Source organism: Leisingera sp. S232, from assembly GCF_049800895.1.
Lineage (GTDB): Bacteria > Pseudomonadota > Alphaproteobacteria > Rhodobacterales > Rhodobacteraceae > Leisingera.
The window spans coordinates 81120-97197 of the sequence record NZ_JBNAFX010000001.1; the positions used below are offsets into that span (position 1 = coordinate 81120).

Sequence of the window (16078 nt, forward strand, 5' to 3'; positions counted from 1 at the left end):
CTCCCAGATTTTTCGGAAAGAGGTGCAGGCGGCAGATCCCCGCGCCGCCTGCGGTCGCGGGGTGCCCGCAAAGACACCCCGGATCAGGCCTTTAGAGGCCCGCGTTGATCGCTTGCGCGGCGTCGATCTTCTCCTGGCCGACGTCGTCTGCGAACTGCGCCCACACTGGCTTCATCGCTTCGACCCAGGCCGCGCGCTGCTCTGCACTCAGTTCACGCACCACACCGCCGGCATCAATGATCGCCTGGCGCGCTTCGCCGTTCACCTTGGTGGATTCCGCGTTACGGGTGGCAGTCACCTCAGTCAGGATGGTCAGGAACTGGTCGCGCACCGCCGGGTCCAGGCTGTCCAGCCAGTCGACGGAGGTGACCACCAGATAATCCAGCGCGCCGTGGTTGGTCTCGGTCACACCGTCCTGCACCTCAAAGAACTTCTTGCCGTAGATATTGGACCAGGTGTTCTCCTGACCGTCCACAACACCCTGCTGCAGCGCGCCGTAAACTTCCGAGAACGCCATTTTCTGCGGGCTGCCGCCGATCGCTTCCATCTGCGCCACCAGCACGTCCGAGGACTGCACACGGAATTTCAGCCCGTCCGCATCCGAGGGCGCAACCAGCGGCTTGTTCGCCGACATCTGCTTCATGCCGTTGTGCCAATAGGCCAGCCCCTGCAGGCCACGGCGCTGCATGGAATCCAGCATCTCCTGACCGGTCTCAGATCCCTGAAACGCATCCACGGCTTCGATGTTCTTGAACATGAACGGCAGGTCGAACAGGCGGAACTGCTTGGTGAATTTCTCAAACTTCGACAAGGACGGCGCGGCCAGCTGCACATCGCCCTGCAGCATCGCTTCCAGCACCTTATTGTCGTTGTAAAGCGTGGAGTTCGGATAGACCTCCATGCACATGGTGCCGTTCATCTCGTCATTGACACGGCGCTCCAGCAGCGAGGCCGCGATCCCTTTGGGGTGCTTGTCGGTATTTGTGACATGGCTGAACTTCACCACGATTTCGCCGTCATCGCAGGACGCAGCAGCAGCGCCCGCAGTCACGGACAGCGCCAGTGCTGTAGCGGCGGTTGTCAGGAATTTCATTGTTGTTTCCTCCCAGAAAAATGTCGGTCAATCCGATGGCACGCTCAGCGCGCGGCTGAAGCCTGACAACAACATCCCAAGTTGCGCAAAACCGCTCAACAGTTGATTGGAACATCATCAAAAATCTTAATTTACCCTGGTTTTACATATACTTACGCAGCAAGCCTCATACGTTCCGCCTGCGTCTGTCGCACCCTGTGCGAAATCCCGCACAGGGTGCTTTGTGCTTTGTGCGAAAATCCGCACAAATGTTAGCGCAATAGAAAATTCGGGAATCGCTGCTTTTTCATCTTTACAAAAATACTCCCGCCGGAGGCATCCAACCGCTCCGCTCACGCCGTCCGTCAAGGTGTTGCGCTACCACCGTACGCACCGCTTGCTCCCCCTTAACGCCGCTCTGCCATAGTCCCTGATGTCGCGACACCGGTGCGGACTGACATCCCGCACCAACAGGAGATCACAGGGCCCCCAAAGCCACATCTTGATGTGGTGCAGGGGCGTCCCGCAATGAAGGCTTCAGCGGACACGGGGGCTTCTGGTCCCCGCCCTCTCTCCGCCCGCGGCCCCCATTGGGGCTTTCCGGCGGCGCCGCCTCCTAAACGGTTCCGGCCCCAGCGCCGGACAGAACAGACCGCACGGCTCCCCCAAGGCCCCGCGCCCTCAGCGGCGGTAATCTTCGGGCCGGATGCCATAGCGGGCCAGCTTGTCATAGAACGTCTTGCGCGGCAGCTTCAGGGCTTCGGCGGCCGCAGCCGCGCGCCCGTTGGCCCGGCCCAGGGCCGCAATCAGCAAGGAGCGCTCCACCTGCGCCATCTGTTCTGCCAGCCCCAGCCCCGCCGCCGCAGCTGCCTCCTCTGGCATCCCCAGCACAAACCGCATCGCCGCCGACATCAGCGACCGCGCATTGCCCGGCCAGTCCTGTGCCATCAGCGCCGCCAGATGCTCCTGCGAAATCTCCGGTTCACCGATCCCCGCCTGCTCCGCCGCCTGCGCCACGTAATGGCGAAACAGCACCGGAATGTCGCCCGGTCGCTCCGCCAGCGACGGGATGCGCACCCGCATGACATCCAGCCGGTAGAACAGATCAGCACTGAACCTGCCCGTCTGCGCCAGCTCTTCCAGACCGGCGCTGGAGCCTGCGATGATCCGCACCCCGCTGCCGCCCTGTTCCAGCTCTGCCAGCAGCGCGTATTGCGCAGGCTCCGGCAGCGCCTGCACCTCGTCCAGAAACAGCGAGCCACCAGCCGCCTCCCGGCACAGCTCTGCCATCGCCTCAGCCGCCAAACCGGCAGCTGGGTGTTTCACAAACGGACCTTGCGCGGCGGATGACATCAGATGGATGACCTCTGCCACTTTGGAAATACCGCTGCCGGGCGCGCCGGTGACCAGCACCTCCGCCCCCGTCGGCGCCACCGTACGCACCCGCTGGCGCAATTCCCTGGCCTGCGGCGACGTGCCGAACAAAAGCCGCGCCGCCGGGTCGCCGCTCTCCAGCTGATGTTTCAGCCGCCGGTTCTCCAGCACCAGCGCCCGGGTCTTCAGGGCACGCTCCAGCACCGGCAGAAAATCCGCGGGCGCGCAGGGTTTCTCCAGGAAATCAAAGGCCCCCTGCGACATCGCTTTCACCGCCATCGGAATGTCGCCCTCGCCGGTCAGCAGCACCACCGGCAGTTCCTCGTCGGCGCCGCGCGCAAACGCCAGCAGGTGAAACCCGTCCCGCCCCGGCATCCGGATGTCCGAGACAATGATGCCGTCAAATCCGGGTGTTATATGGTCCTTTGCCGCCACAAACGAACCACAGGCCGTCACCTCCAGATCATTCAGCTCCAGCGTCTGCGACAAGGCTTCACGCACCGCCGCATCATCATCCACCAACAGCACCTTGCGAGTCATGCGGCGTCTCCTTTTTCAGCAGCTTCACGCCACGGCTCCAGCTCCACCGTAAACACCGCGCCGCCGCCAGTGTTGGCACCGCGGATATTGCCGCCAAAGCTCTGCACCAGTCCGTATGAAATGGACAGCCCTAGCCCCATGCCCTCAGAGCTGCCCACTGCCTTTGTCGAATAGAACGGATCGAACATCTTTTCCGGCTCCTTGATGCCGGGGCCGCTGTCCTGCACCCGCACCAGCAACCGGGGACCAATATCGACCGAGATCGAGATCACCTGCTCCACCTGCCCCTGCATCGCATCGGCGGCATTGTTGATCAGGTTGACAAAGACCTGCGTCAGCCGCACGTCGCCGCCCCAGGCATGCACCGCCCCGCCGCAGTCCGCCGCAGTCCAGCGCAGGTCAATCTGGTCCGCCTTCAACCGCGGCGCCGTCAGCTCCACCGCGGCGTCAATCACCTGAACCAGATCCACCCGCCCCATCGGCTCGCTCTCGTTGCGGGCAAAGGCGCGCAGGTTCTTGATGATCCGCGCCATCCGCGCCGCCATATCGGCAATCCGGCCCAGATTTTCGCCTGTACGCTCCGCCTTGCCCCGTGCCAGAAAAGCGGCGCCGTTTTCGGCATACTGCTGGATCGCCATCAAGGGCTGGTTCAGCTCATGGCTGATGCCCGCCGACATCTGCCCCAGCGCCGACAGCTTGCCTGCCTGCACCAGATCCTCCTGCGCGCGTTTCAGCGCCGCTTCGGCCTCTTTCCGTTCGCGCACTTCCCGGCGCAATTGGGCGTTGGCCGCCGACAGATCGCGGGTACGCTGTTCGACCCGGCTTTCCAGCACTTGATTGGCCTCTGCCAGAGTACGCCGACGCTCCATCACAATGAACAGCAAAGCACCGAAGGCCAGGCATATTGCCGCCAGCGCCGCCGCCTGCAGCGCCGCTAACCGCCGGGCCGGCGCCACATCCACCAGAATTTCACCGGTCATGCCGATCAGCGGCAGCCGCACCGACAGATGCAGCGCCCGGCCAGGCAGATAAGAGCTGCCCTGCAGCGACCAGATCTCATGTCCCGCATGAACATCCCGCCTCGTCACTGCGGGTATCTGCCCTTGCGCTCCGCGCCGCCAGAACAATAGCTCCGAGCGGTTGGCGATGAACACCTCACCGCTTTCATCTGTAAAGAACACCGCCGGCAGCGACCCCCGCCAGGTCTGTTCCACATCCCCCACATCAGCCACCACCACCAGCGCGCCGCGCACCCGGCCATCGCTGCCAAAGGCAGGCGCCGCATAGAAATAGGCCCGCTTGCCCTCAGGTTCCAATACCCCGTGCCCCGTGCCCAGCGCGCCCTGGGTTGCGCGGACGAAATAGTCCTCCTGCGCCACGCTGGCCCCCGCCACCCCTTCCGCGGCTGCCAGAACCCGACCATCAGCAGATGCGAAAAACACGTCCAGCGCCGCGGTCTTGTCGGCCACAGTCCGCAGCAGCTCTGCCGCGCCCGCGCGTGCAGCTGGCGTGGTCAGGCCCGCCAGCGCCGGATGCGGTGCCGTCAGCACCGCCAGCTCCTGATAGACCTGCAGCTGAGTGCTGACGCGGTCAGACGCCAGCGCAAGATCCGCCGCACTGCGTTCCGCCAGCCCGGTCAGCGCCTGGCGGTAGCCATATGACCATGCCGCAAGCGCCAGTGCCGCGACCGCCACAAGGAACCCGGCAGGCAGGCTCCAGCGAAGGACATTCTGATTTTTCATTGCGGCAGGTTATCAAAGCGCCCCTTGCATTGACCAGATGCAACGGCAACAACCCAAGTATGAAGACTTTGATCCAATCCCCCACCGATCCCGCCTTTGTGCAGAACCCCTACCCTTTCTACGCAGCGGCGCAGGAACAGGGGCAGCTGCACTACTGGCAGGACTACGGCATGGCAGCCGCCTTCGGCCATTCTGCCGTGCATATGCTGCTGCGCGACCGCCGCTTCGGCCGTGAAATGCCGGAAGAGCTGCGCAAACCCGGCCCTGCCCATCTTGCCCCCTTTCTGGCCGTTGAAGCCCATTCGATGCTGGATGCGGAACCGCCCCGCCACACCCGGTTGCGCAAACTGGTGCTGCGTGCCTTCACGTCCCGTGAAATCGCCGCGCTGGAGCCGGTGATCAGCGGCCTGTGCCATCAGCTGATCGACCGCTTTGCGGACCAGCCCTTTGATCTCTTGGAGACCTATTGCACCCAGGTGCCGGTGATCACCATCTGCCGCCTGCTGGGCGTGCCAGAGGAGATGGCACCACAGCTTCTGGGTTGGTCGCACAAGATGGTGGCGATGTATCAGGCGTCCCGTACAAAAGAGACCGAACACGCCGCGGCGCAGGCGGCGCAGGAGTTCACGGATTTCCTGCGCCGCTATGTCGCTCAGCGCCGCACGGATCCCCGCGACGACCTGATCACCCGGTTGATCACCGCCGAAGAGGAAGGCGATAAACTGTCAACCGATGAGCTGATCGGCACCTGCATCCTGCTTTTGAACGCCGGCCACGAAGCCACCGTGCATTCGCTTGGCAACGGCGTGAAGACAATGCTGCAGCAGGGCTGGAAACCCGAATGGCTGGCGCCCGAAGGCATAGAAAGGCTGGTGGAGGAAATCCTGCGCTATGACCCGCCTCTGCACATGTTCACCCGCTACGCCTATGAGGAGGCAGAGGTTTTCGGCCACATCTTTCAGCGCGGCGAGCAGGTGGCGCTGCTTCTGGGGGCCGCCAACCGCGATCCCAAGGCGCTGGATGATGCGGATGTTTTTGATCCGACCCGTCCGCCCAAAGTGAACAAAAGCTTCGGCGGCGGCCTGCATTTCTGCGTCGGCGCACCGCTGGCGCGGCTGGAAATGCAGATCGCCCTGCCCATTCTGTTTGAACGGTGCCCGGACCTGAAGCTGGCGGCAGAGGCGGAATACAGCAACAGCTACCACTTCCACGGGCTGACCCGGCTGCTGGTCAGCCGCGGCTGACCAAAGGAGGGCTCCCGCCCGCGCTGCAGGGATCAAAGATCCCCTTGCACCGTTGGGCCCGGCGCCGCTGACGCGGCGCAGCCCCGTTTCATCTTTGCCCAAATACTCCGGGGGTGAGGCGCTTTAGCGCCGAGGGGGCAGCGCCCCCTTGCCCGACGCCGCAGGGTGCCGCCCAGGCGGCATCGCAGCCGCAGCCATGGCGGAACTGTCCAGGATCCAGTCCCGGAAGGCGGCCACCTTGGGAGTGTGCCACTTCTGCCGCTCACCGATCACAGCATACGACCCGGCCGGTGTTCCGCAGGTCATGTCCGGAAACGGCAGCACCAGTTCCCCGCGTTCCAGCTCATCGCGGCACAGAACTAGATCCGCCATCACCACGCCGGTGCCAAGCACCGCGGCGCGGGTGGCCATGTCGAGGTTCGGGAAGGCTTCACCGCTGGCGGGATCCACATCCTCCACCCCGAAGTGCTGCACCCAGGTCGCCCAATCCTCGCGGCGCGGGGTTTCGTGCAGCAGCCGGAGACCAGCCAGCGCCCCCGGCCCCTCTGCCAGCTGAGGCAGCAGAGAGGGCGCGCAGGCCGGGGCAAGGATCATGTCGAACAGCGGCATGACCTCGATATCCGCAGGCCGCCCCGGGATTTTCTCCAGCGAAATGCCAAGATCGTATTCCGCTCTTTCAAACCCTTTGCTGCCATAGAAGTCAGTGGCCAGCCGCAGGGTGATCTCTGGATGTGCGGCCCGGAACTCCTCTACTCGGGGCAGCAGCCAGCGCAGTGACAGGGTCGGCGGGCAGATCACCCGCAGTTCAGAGGCATCCGCAGCGATCCGGTCCACCTCGTGCTGCATCATCGCAAAAGCTTCGGTCAGCACCGGCAAAAGCCGCTGCCCCGCCGCTGTCAGCGCCACACCTCGGGCGTGGCGGTGAAACAGCTGCACGCCCATATGCGCCTCCAGGATCTTGATCTGGCGGCTGATGGCGCCACGGGTCACGAACAATTCGTCCGCAGCGGCGATATAGCCCTGATGACGGGCAGCGGCCTCGAAGGCGCGCAGAGCATTGAGAGGCGGCAGGCGCATTACATCCCATGGATCAGTTTTCCTGATCCATCTTGCAGTTTAACTGGTTTGCGCACAAGCCCCTTGCGGGCCTATCCCTCAGGACCTGGATGGAGAGCAACCAATGAATACTAAGACAGCAGTAACGAACGGGCACTGCACCGCCCCTTCTGCCAGCCGCATAGCACGGTGGATTACAGGCGTCTTTGGTTTCAGGAAAACTGATCCATATGCTTTCCAAAACTGTCATTCGGTAAAGATACCGGGCAGCGAACTGGCGCGGCGAGAAGGCACATCCCCGCATCTGCTGGCGGATATCGGTGTGATGTCGGCATCCGCTGACGAAAGCACATCGCCCTGGCGGCTGCAGGACGGGCGGCATCTGCTGCTGCGCCCGCCGCTCTGAAGTTTTGCCGTGAAGCCTTTGTCCGGCCAGCACATGGCCGGGCCTGCCGCAACCAGAGCCTAGCCCAGCGGCAGCATGGTTGTTGATTTGATCTCTTCCATCGACAAAAGCGCCGTCACATTGTGCACTTTCACCTCGGAAATCAGCGCCTGATAAAACACGTCATAGGCACGGGCGTTCTGCACCCGCACTTTCAGGATATAGTCGATATCGCCTGCCAGCCGGTGCGCCTCCTGCACTTCGGGGCGTTCCTGAAGCGCTTTCAGGAACTTGGCCTGCCATTCCGCCTCATGCTCCGAGGTGCGGATCAGGACAAAGAAACAGGCCTCAAACCCCAGTGATTCCGCATCCAGAAGCACCGTCTGCTGGCCGATGACACCGGCCTCCTTCAGCTTGCGGATGCGATTCCAAACAGGCGTCTTGGAAGAGCCCACACGGCGAGCAATTTCGTCCAGCGACTGGCTGGCATCGCGCTGCAGTTCAGCCAGAATTTTCCTGTCCGTGCCATCGATCCGCACCGTCATTCCTGTTTTCTCCTGTTCCTGAGGATCATCGGACCGCCTTTGACCCAGTGCGGAACCAATGTTCTTATTTGCCTGCCCATATAGCGCAATACCGGGAATATTTCCTATATCTACCCCTAAGTCAAACCACCTTGGAAAGGGTTCCGGGAATGTCCGCAGATACGACACATGCCGCCAATGCCACCGCTTACGGCCGCGGTGGTATGTGCTGTCTGGTTGCGGGCCAGGTTGTCTTTGCGGGCTCCGGCCCCGGCGACCCGGATCTGCTGACCATCAAAGCCCTGCGCGCGCTGCAGGAGGCGGATGTGGTTCTGCATGACCGTCTGGTCAGCGCAGATATTCTTGCGCTGGCAGGTCCGCAGGCGATGCTGGAAGACGCCGGCAAGGAAGGTTTCGGTGCGCAGGTCAGCCAGGCGGACATCAATGCCCGGCTGGTGGCGCTGGCCAAGCAAGGCTTGAAGGTGCTGCGCCTCAAGGGGGGCGACCCGGCGATCTTTGCCCGTCTGGATGAGGAGCTGACCGCCTGCGAAGACGCCGGCATCGCCTACAGCATCATTCCCGGCATTACCGCTGCATCGGCTGCCGTGGCGGCCATCGGCCAAAGCCTGACCCAGCGCGGCCGCAACACCTCGGTGCGGTTCCTGACAGGCCATGCGATGACCGGTTTTGCCGATCACGACTGGGCAGCGCTGGCGCGCCCCGGCGAGGTTGCGGCAGTCTATATGGGCAAGAAATCCGCCCGCTTTGTACAGGGCCGCCTGATCATGCATGGGGCAGACCGCACCACGCCCGTGACCATTATCGAAAACGCCTCGCGCCCGGATCAACGGGTGCTGGAAACCAATCTGGACCGCCTGCCCGCCGACCTGGATGCGGCCGGGTTCGACGGCCCTGCCCTCACATTCCTGGGCCTTGCCCCGCGCAAAGCGGTGTCTGCCCTGAACGATCTCAAAACGGAGCTTGCATAATGGCCCGCGCTTTTACGCCCAAAGTCATCACTGCCAACGACCTGCTCGAAGGCGATGTGATCTACTTCACTGCTGACGACACCTGGACCCGCCACATGGCCGAGGCCGAGCTGATCACCGACGAAGCCGTAGCCCCCCTGCGCCTCCTGGAAGCAGAGAAGCAGAACATCAGCATCGTCGGCGCCTATCTGGCTGACGCCAAGGCAGGCCCGAACGGCCCCGAGCCGACCCATTTCCGCGAGGAATTCCGCCGCACCGGGCCCTCGAACTACTTCCATGGCAAGCAGGAGGCTGAAGCCAATGTATAAGTACAACGAGTTTGACGAAGCCTTCCTGGCTGAACGCAACGCCCAGTTCCGCGCCCAGGTCGAGCGCCGCATTGACGGCTCGCTTACCGAGGAAGAATTCCGCCCGCTGCGCCTGATGAACGGCGTCTATCTGCAGCTGCACGCCTATATGCTGCGGGTTGCGATCCCCTATGGCACCCTGAACCCCGACCAGATGCGCGCGCTGGCGCTGCTGGCCGAGAAATGGGACCGCGGCTATGGCCATTTCACCACCCGCCAGAACATCCAGTACAACTGGCCGAAACTGCGCGACCTGCCGGACATGCTGGACGCGCTGGGTGAGGTTGGCCTGCACGCCATCCAGACCTCGGGCAACACCATCCGCAACACCACCGCCGACCATTTCGCCGGTGCCGCCGCGGAAGAAGTCACCGACCCGCGCCCCTATGCCGAGCTGATCCGCCAGTGGTCCACCGACCACCCGGAATTCCAGTTCCTGGGCCGCAAGTTCAAGATCGCCATCACCGGCAGCGACACCGACCGCGCCGTGATCAAGGCGCATGACGTGGGCCTGCAGGTGGTCGAGCAGGACGGCCAGATCGGCTTCAAGGTCATCGTTGGCGGCGGTCTCGGCCGTACCCCGATGATCGGCAAGACCCTGCGCGAGTTCCTGCCGCAGGCGGATCTGCTGCCCTATCTGGAAGCGGTTCTGACCGTCTACAACGTGCTGGGCCGCCGCGACAACAAATACAAGGCGCGTATCAAGATCACCGTCTCGGAAAACGGCATCGACACTTACCGCGCAATGACCGAGGAAGCCTTCCTCACCATCCGCGGCCAGTACGACGGCACCGACCAAGAGCTGCTGGAAGAGATCAAGGCGCATTTCACGGCGCCGGAGTTCCGCTCAGGTTCCACCGAAGCGTTCGATACTGCCTATGAAAACGACCCGGTGTTCCGCGCCTGGGCCGACACCAACCTGGATCAGCACCGCGCCGAAGGCCACGCCATCGCCACCATCTCGATCAAGGCGCATGGCGCAACCCCGGGCGACGCCTCGGCGGAGCAGATCCGTGTGATGGCGGACCTGGCGGAGAAGTACGGCTATGGCGAGCTGCGCATCAGCCACCAGCAGAACGTGATCCTGCCGCATGTCCACAAGTCGGACCTGCCCGCGATCCACGCCAAGCTGAAAGAGCACGGGCTGGCCACTGCCAACCTGGGCCTGATCTCGGACATCATCGCCTGCCCCGGCATGGACTACTGCAACCTGGCCACCGCGCGCTCGATCCCGGTCGCGCAGGAGATTGCCACCCGCTTTGACGAGCTGAAGCTGGAGCATGACATCGGCCACCTGCAGATCAAGATCTCGGGCTGCATCAACGCCTGCGGCCACCACCATGTGGGCCACATCGGCATCCTGGGCCTGGACCGCGCCGGCGTCGAGAACTACCAGATCACCCTGGGCGGCGACGCCTCGGAGAACGCTGCCATCGGCACCCGCACCGGCCCCGGTTTTGCCTATGACGAAATCGTGCCTGCGGTGGAGCGGATCGTGGACACCTATCTGGCGGTACGTGAAAGCGCCGAGGAGACCTTTATCGAGACCTACCGCCGGGTCGGCATGGACCCCTTCAAGGCCGCGCTTTATCCCGAGGCCGCAAAGAAAGTCGCCTGATCTGATGTTCCAGACAGCCGGAAACAAGCCCGCCGGAGAAGCAGATATTCTCCGGGACCGGGAGCTGGCCGCCAAGGCGGAGGCGCTGAATGCGCGCTTCCGCCACCATTCGGCCACCTCGGTGATGCAGGGCGCATTGCGGGACGCAGGGCATATTGCCCTGGTCTCCTCTTTCGGCGCGGAATCCGTGGTGCTGCTACACATGGCCGCGATCATCGACCAGATGACCCCGGTTGTGTTTGTGGACACTGAGCTGTTGTTTACCGAAACGCTGATCTATCAGCAGGAGGTAAGCGAACGCCTGGGCCTGCGCAATCTGCGCATCATCCGCGCCGACGACATCCCCGAGAAGGACCCCTACGGGGCCCTCAAGTTCAGCGACAAGGACGCCTGCTGCACCCTGCGCAAAACGGTGCCGCTGCAAAAGGCGCTGGCGGGGTATGACGGCTGGATCACCGGGCGCAAACGGTTCCAGTCCGGCACCCGCGCGGCGCTTGATTTCTTCGAGGTCGAAGAGGGCACCGGGCGGCTGAAGATCAACCCCCTGGCCCATTGGGCGCCCGAGGACGTGCGCGCCTATATGGATGAAAACCGCCTGCCCCGCCATCCGCTGGTGGCCAAGGGGTATCCGTCGATCGGCTGCGCGCCCTGCACCAGCCCGGTCAAGGAAGGCGAAGACCCGCGCGCCGGCCGGTGGCGCGGCGAAAACAAAGAAGAATGCGGCATCCACATAGTGGACGGCCAAATGCTACGCACAGGAGCGTGAGTGAGATGACTGTTATCGTGACCGACACCGGCTTTGCTGCCGACGACTGGACCGCCGGCTTTGAGGGATCAGACGTGCTGGTTCTGGCCTCTGACGCCAACCTGAACGGCGTTGCATTGGACGGCGTGGACCTGGTGCGGATTGAGTTCCCCAGCTTTGCCGACGGGCGCGGCTTTACCCTGGCCCGCCAGCTGCGGCTGAAAGGTTTTGAGGGCCGCCTGCGCGCCTTTGGCCATGTGATTGCCGACCAGTATGCCATGGCCCGCCGCTCTGGCTTTGACGAGGTGGAACTGAGCGACGAACTGGCCGCCCGCCAGCCCGAGGACCAGTGGCTTGCCCGTGCCAACTGGCAGGACCACAGCTATCAGGCCCGCCTGCGCGGCAGCACTGCTGCCCGCTAAGCCAGCCCCGAACCCGGGGAGACATCTTTGCAAAACCGGCCCCGTTGTGTCAGACGCGGGGCCGGTTTCGCAAAACAGAGGGTTTCCCTGACCCAGATCAACGATTAATCAAAGGTGCCGGCTACTCCTCCGGCAGTGCAACCGATGAATGAGATGACCGCCGTGACCGATACCGCCACCACCCCCGCGCCGGAAAAGGCGAAACCCGCCCTGCCCGACGCCCAGACCGTCACTGAGGTGAAACACTGGACCGACAAGCTGTTCTCCTTCAAGGTGACGCGCCCGGCCTCCCTGCGCTTCCGCTCGGGCGAGTTCGTGATGATCGGCCTGATGAATGATCCCGATCCCAAAACCGGCAAGGTAAAACCATTGCTGCGTGCCTATTCTATCGCCTCGCCCAGCTGGGACGAGGAAATGGAATTCTACTCGATCAAGGTCGAGGACGGTCCGCTGACGTCGCGCCTGCAGCACATCCAGCCGGGCGACGAGATCATCCTGCGCCCCAAGCCTGTCGGCACTCTGGTGCATGACGCGCTGCTGCCGGGCAAGCGGATCTGGTTCTTTGCCACCGGCACCGGCTTTGCCCCCTTTGCGAGCCTTCTGCGCGAGCCGCAGACCTATGAAGATTACGACGAGGTGATCATCACCCACACCTGCCGCACTGCTGGTGAGCTGACCTATGGCCGCGAACTGATCGAAGGCCTGAAGGAAGACGAACTGCTGAACGAAGTGATCGGCGAAGGCTTCTGGAAGAAGATCAAATACTACCCGACCACCACCCGCGAGGAGAGCCCCAAGATGGGCCGCATCACCGATCTGATGCGCTCGGGCGAGGCGTTTGCCGAACTTGGTGTGCCACCGCTGAACCCGGAAAGCGACCGCGCGATGATCTGCGGCAATCTGGCGTTCAACCTTGAACTCAAGGATCTGTTCGAAAACACCTATGGGCTGGAAGAAGGTGCCAACTCCAAACCGGCCCATTTCGTGGTGGAAAAAGCGTTCCTGGACTGATCCCGGGCCGGGCAGCCCCCGCAGGCTGCCCGATTTTTGACATGGTTTTGACGGGAGGTTGCCGCCTCCCGTTTATCATTTGTTGGTGATGAATCGGTATTCCAGTTGCTGAGATCCAGAATGGAGCAGCAGCAGATGTACAACGAAACGGCCCCCGGGCAGGCGCCCCTCTTCCAGTCCGTCAGAACCGAGGCAGGCAAGGCTCGCGTCCGTGCCGCCGTGTCGGGTTTTCAGAACCGCCCCGAACAGGTGCAGCCGTCAGCCGCGGAACGCACTGCCGCCATCAAGGCACAATTCGACATGCGGGCAATGGCCCCGCAGGACATCGACCGGATGTTTGATGCGCTGGTGCAGACAGGCCATCCGATGACCGCACCGATGCTGCTGCTGAATTCGATGGGCGAACGATTCCGCAGCCATCTGGCATCACTGGCAGGCAAGGATTATGACAGCAGCAAGCCTCTGGACCTGGTTGCAGTGGCACAGCTTCAGATCCAGCGCGCCCGCAAACAGGGCAGCGCCAGCGGCGGCTGGGAGAGCTTTCTGGCATTCCTGGCACCGTCGGCGCCGCAGCCTGCTCAGACCGTGACCCAGGCGCCGATGGACCATGTGGCGCGGCTTGCGCAGCAGGCCCAGGTGCGGCCGAACTGATCCGGCGCTCAGACCAACTGTGGCGACCGCTCTGGAAAATCAATCTCAAATAAATTGCGGCCGGGAAATCCCGGCCGCATGTCCTGTTTCTGCCGGGGCAACCGGTGTCACCCGGTCACTCGCTGGCGGTTGCAGCGCTGCCCGTGGCGGCGTCCGTCACGCCGGTCTGGTTCAGCAGTTCTCCGGCCGCGGAAGACGCATCGTTCAGCGCCTCGGCAGCGGCACCTGCGGCGCTCGTGGCGGTATCGGTGGCAGCATCCACAGCTGTTTCCACCGCATCAGACGTCGCATCAGCCGCAGCATCTGCAACGCCTTCGGCTGCGTCAGCCGCTGCATCCGCCACGTCGCCGGCCGTGTCCACAGCCCCATCAACGGCGTCACCCACTGTTTCCGTCACTGCGTCGGTGGCGTCATTCACCACATCCTGAGCCGCTTCAACCGCGCTTCCTGCGGCCTCTTCCACAGCATCGCCTGCGTCCTCAGCGGCCTCTTCAACGGCTGCGGCCGGCTCTTCAGCAGTTTCCGGCGCGGTGCTGCTTTGCTCTTCCTGCACAACCGGCGCCTCCGCCGGAGCTGGCTCCTGCGTGCCCTGGCCGGTCACAACCACATAGGCCCCGGCTGCGGCGGCACCCAGCGCCAGCAAAATCAACAACTGTTTCATTTCTCTCTCCTCACTCTTGTCGGCCACCCGGGCCGGGGCCGCAGCTGATGCGGCATATGCCCTGCCAGATGGCGCCGAAGACGTTGCGGCTCAAGGGGGAAGTTTCCGGCGCCCGCATCACGGGCGGCACGGCGCCGCCCGTTTCCTGCGAAACTGGCAGAACACCGCCGCAGCTTCGCAGTTTTCGGCGGCAGAACCACCCACCCCGCACTGCGGCAGGCTCTGTTCGGCGCTTGTTTTCAGGGCCATTTGCAACATGCGGCCTTGAAAAGCGTCTTTCCTGCAGCCATACCGGCCATAGCGCTTGAATCACACGCGTGGGGGCAGTAGCGTTCCCGCACTTTTTGCAATGACAGAAGGATCACAGTCATAGCCCGCAGACCTCATAACGCGCCGCCGCAACGCGACACCGGCCCGCGCGTCAACGAAAAAATCCGTGCCCCCGAAATCCGCCTGATCGGTGCCGATGGCGAAAACGCCGGGGTCGTGCATCCCGCGAAAGCCATGGACATGGCGGCAGAGGCCGGATTGGATCTGGTTGAAATCTCGCCCAATGCCAACCCGCCCGTGTGCAAGATCATGGATTTTGGCAAGTTCAAATACGAACAGCAAAAGCGCGAGAGCGAAGCCCGCAAGAAGCAGAAGATCATCGAGGTCAAAGAGGTCAAGTTCCGTCCCAACACGGATACTCATGACTATGAAGTGAAGATGCGCAACGTCTTCAAGTTCCTCGAGAACGGCGACAAGGTGAAGGTCACCCTGCGCTTCCGCGGCCGCGAGATGGCGCACCAGAACCTCGGTCGCGAACTGCTGGAACGGGTAGCCGAAGACATCAAGGAAATCGGCAAGGTCGAAAACATGCCGAAGATGGAAGGCCGCCAGATGATCATGATGATCGGCCCGCTTGCCAAGAAGTAAGCCACCCATCTGCCAAACAAAATTCAGCCCCGCAGCCTTGGCCGCGGGGCTTTTCTTTTGCTGCCGCCATTACAGTTAGCGGTGCCTTAACGCCTGCCCGATATAACCGTCCCAACGGCACCAAGAGGCAGGCATGCAGAGTTTAACCGACGTTCAAAACACCGCTTTCATGGCGATCGGCCCCAGCCGTATTGCAGCCCTGTCGCTGCTGGCGCTGTCGCAGGGGCAATCAGACAGCGCAGACACAGAGCCCAAGGCTGTTCTGGACCTTTCTGTGCAGCGACTGAATGCTGCCTATGCCATGCTCGGCTCCGGCCTCGATGAGCTGCTGGAGGAGTGCCGCTACAGCCTGCCAGAGCCGCTCGAGGCCAAGCGCAAAGCTTGTCGGCAGGTGCTGCAGCCACTGCACAAGGCGATCTCAAAGTCTGAACAGGACGTGCTGCAGCAATTGCGCGCCATTCCGGGGCTTTCCGACCTGTGCCTCTTCCAGCTTGAGCCGGTGATTTCCGATTTTCTCAAGGATATGGTGCATAACCTGCGCGAAGCACAGCAGTTGCGCGAGGTGCAGCGTGAAGAAAACATGCGCACGACCATCGCCAATGCCGAAAGCGTTGGCCGCAATATCAAATTCATTTCCTTCAACGCCTCGATTGAGGCTGCGCGGATCGGCGACATGGGCAAGGGCTTTGCCGTCATCGCCACAGAAATCCGCGACCTGTCCGGCAAGACCCAGACGCTGCTGGAGGAGATTTCCAGCTATCTGAAGCACTGACGCAAAA

The 16078-nt window shown here is 62.9% G+C and carries 17 protein-coding genes; 11 read left to right on the forward strand and 6 right to left on the reverse strand.

All coding sequences use genetic code 11. The annotated features are described in order from the left end of the window. Positions 1–91 precede the first annotated feature (91 nt). The 3 genes from ACP151_RS00415 to ACP151_RS00425 form a co-directional block, all read right to left on the reverse strand. Positions 92–1093, reverse strand: coding sequence for a DctP family TRAP transporter solute-binding subunit (locus ACP151_RS00415; protein ID WP_424976846.1), 1002 nt, complete (start codon positions 1091–1093; stop codon positions 92–94). A 660-nt stretch (positions 1094–1753) separates the two neighbouring features. Further along, on the reverse strand, positions 1754–2986 hold the full coding sequence (locus ACP151_RS00420; protein ID WP_424976847.1) for a sigma-54-dependent transcriptional regulator: 1233 nt from the start codon (positions 2984–2986) through the stop codon (positions 1754–1756). Then, complete coding sequence (locus ACP151_RS00425) at positions 2983–4728, reverse strand: sensor histidine kinase (RefSeq protein WP_424976848.1); 1746 nt, start codon at positions 4726–4728, stop codon at positions 2983–2985. The genes ACP151_RS00420 and ACP151_RS00425 overlap by 4 nt, the downstream gene beginning before the upstream one ends. A gap of 59 nt (positions 4729–4787) precedes the next feature. On the opposite strand from ACP151_RS00425, the gene ACP151_RS00430 reads away from it, so the two are divergent. Next, on the forward strand, positions 4788–5972 hold the full coding sequence (locus tag ACP151_RS00430; protein ID WP_424976849.1) for a cytochrome P450: 1185 nt from the start codon (positions 4788–4790) through the stop codon (positions 5970–5972). Positions 5973–6095: 123 nt separating this feature from the next. Here the strand turns inward: ACP151_RS00430 and ACP151_RS00435 are convergent, their stop codons facing one another. Continuing rightward, a complete protein-coding gene (locus ACP151_RS00435) occupies positions 6096–7049 on the reverse strand; it encodes a LysR substrate-binding domain-containing protein (protein ID WP_424976850.1) in 954 nt (317 codons plus the stop codon). 103 nt (positions 7050–7152) lie between these two features. Between ACP151_RS00435 and ACP151_RS00440 the strand changes: the two genes are divergently transcribed. Next, a complete protein-coding gene (locus ACP151_RS00440; protein WP_424976851.1) occupies positions 7153–7434 on the forward strand; it encodes a hypothetical protein in 282 nt (93 codons plus the stop codon). 59 nt (positions 7435–7493) lie between these two features. On the opposite strand, the gene ACP151_RS00445 is transcribed toward ACP151_RS00440, so the two are convergent. Next, the gene (locus tag ACP151_RS00445) at positions 7494–7958 is read right to left on the reverse strand and encodes an Lrp/AsnC family transcriptional regulator (protein ID WP_424976852.1); all 465 of its coding nucleotides are present in this window, start codon (positions 7956–7958) and stop codon (positions 7494–7496) included. A 203-nt stretch (positions 7959–8161) separates the two neighbouring features. Between ACP151_RS00445 and cobA the strand changes: the two genes are divergently transcribed. The 7 genes from cobA to ACP151_RS00480 all read left to right on the forward strand — a co-directional run bounded on the left by cobA (position 8162) and on the right by ACP151_RS00480 (position 13720). Further along, complete coding sequence (cobA, locus tag ACP151_RS00450) at positions 8162–8926, forward strand: uroporphyrinogen-III C-methyltransferase (RefSeq protein WP_424977063.1); 765 nt, start codon at positions 8162–8164, stop codon at positions 8924–8926. Beyond that, the gene (locus ACP151_RS00455; RefSeq protein ID WP_424976853.1) at positions 8926–9234 is read left to right on the forward strand and encodes a DUF2849 domain-containing protein; all 309 of its coding nucleotides are present in this window, start codon (positions 8926–8928) and stop codon (positions 9232–9234) included. The genes cobA and ACP151_RS00455 overlap by 1 nt, the downstream gene beginning before the upstream one ends. After that, positions 9227–10891: a nitrite/sulfite reductase gene (locus ACP151_RS00460; RefSeq protein ID WP_424976854.1), complete on the forward strand. Its 1665-nt coding sequence runs from the start codon at positions 9227–9229 to the stop codon at positions 10889–10891. Before ACP151_RS00455 ends, ACP151_RS00460 begins: the two co-directional genes overlap by 8 nt. Before the next feature lie 4 nt (positions 10892–10895). After that, the gene (locus ACP151_RS00465) at positions 10896–11657 is read left to right on the forward strand and encodes a phosphoadenylyl-sulfate reductase (protein ID WP_424976855.1); all 762 of its coding nucleotides are present in this window, start codon (positions 10896–10898) and stop codon (positions 11655–11657) included. 5 nt (positions 11658–11662) lie between these two features. Then, the gene (locus ACP151_RS00470) at positions 11663–12058 is read left to right on the forward strand and encodes a DUF934 domain-containing protein (protein ID WP_424976856.1); all 396 of its coding nucleotides are present in this window, start codon (positions 11663–11665) and stop codon (positions 12056–12058) included. A gap of 144 nt (positions 12059–12202) precedes the next feature. Further along, a complete protein-coding gene (locus ACP151_RS00475) occupies positions 12203–13069 on the forward strand; it encodes a ferredoxin--NADP reductase (RefSeq protein WP_424976857.1) in 867 nt (288 codons plus the stop codon). A 120-nt stretch (positions 13070–13189) separates the two neighbouring features. Next, entirely contained in the window at positions 13190–13720 is a 531-nt protein-coding gene (locus ACP151_RS00480; protein ID WP_424976858.1) for a hypothetical protein, read from the forward strand. Positions 13721–13835: 115 nt separating this feature from the next. Here ACP151_RS00480 and ACP151_RS00485 read toward each other — a convergent pair whose 3' ends face one another. After that, positions 13836–14381, reverse strand: coding sequence for a hypothetical protein (locus ACP151_RS00485; RefSeq protein ID WP_424976859.1), 546 nt, complete (start codon positions 14379–14381; stop codon positions 13836–13838). Positions 14382–14750: 369 nt separating this feature from the next. Between ACP151_RS00485 and infC the strand changes: the two genes are divergently transcribed. Together infC and ACP151_RS00495 are read left to right on the forward strand one after the other, a co-directional pair. Next, complete coding sequence (infC, locus tag ACP151_RS00490) at positions 14751–15299, forward strand: translation initiation factor IF-3 (protein WP_424977064.1); 549 nt, start codon at positions 14751–14753, stop codon at positions 15297–15299. Between the two features lie 133 nt (positions 15300–15432). Further along, complete coding sequence (locus tag ACP151_RS00495; RefSeq protein WP_424976860.1) at positions 15433–16071, forward strand: methyl-accepting chemotaxis protein; 639 nt, start codon at positions 15433–15435, stop codon at positions 16069–16071. Positions 16072–16078 lie beyond the last annotated feature (7 nt).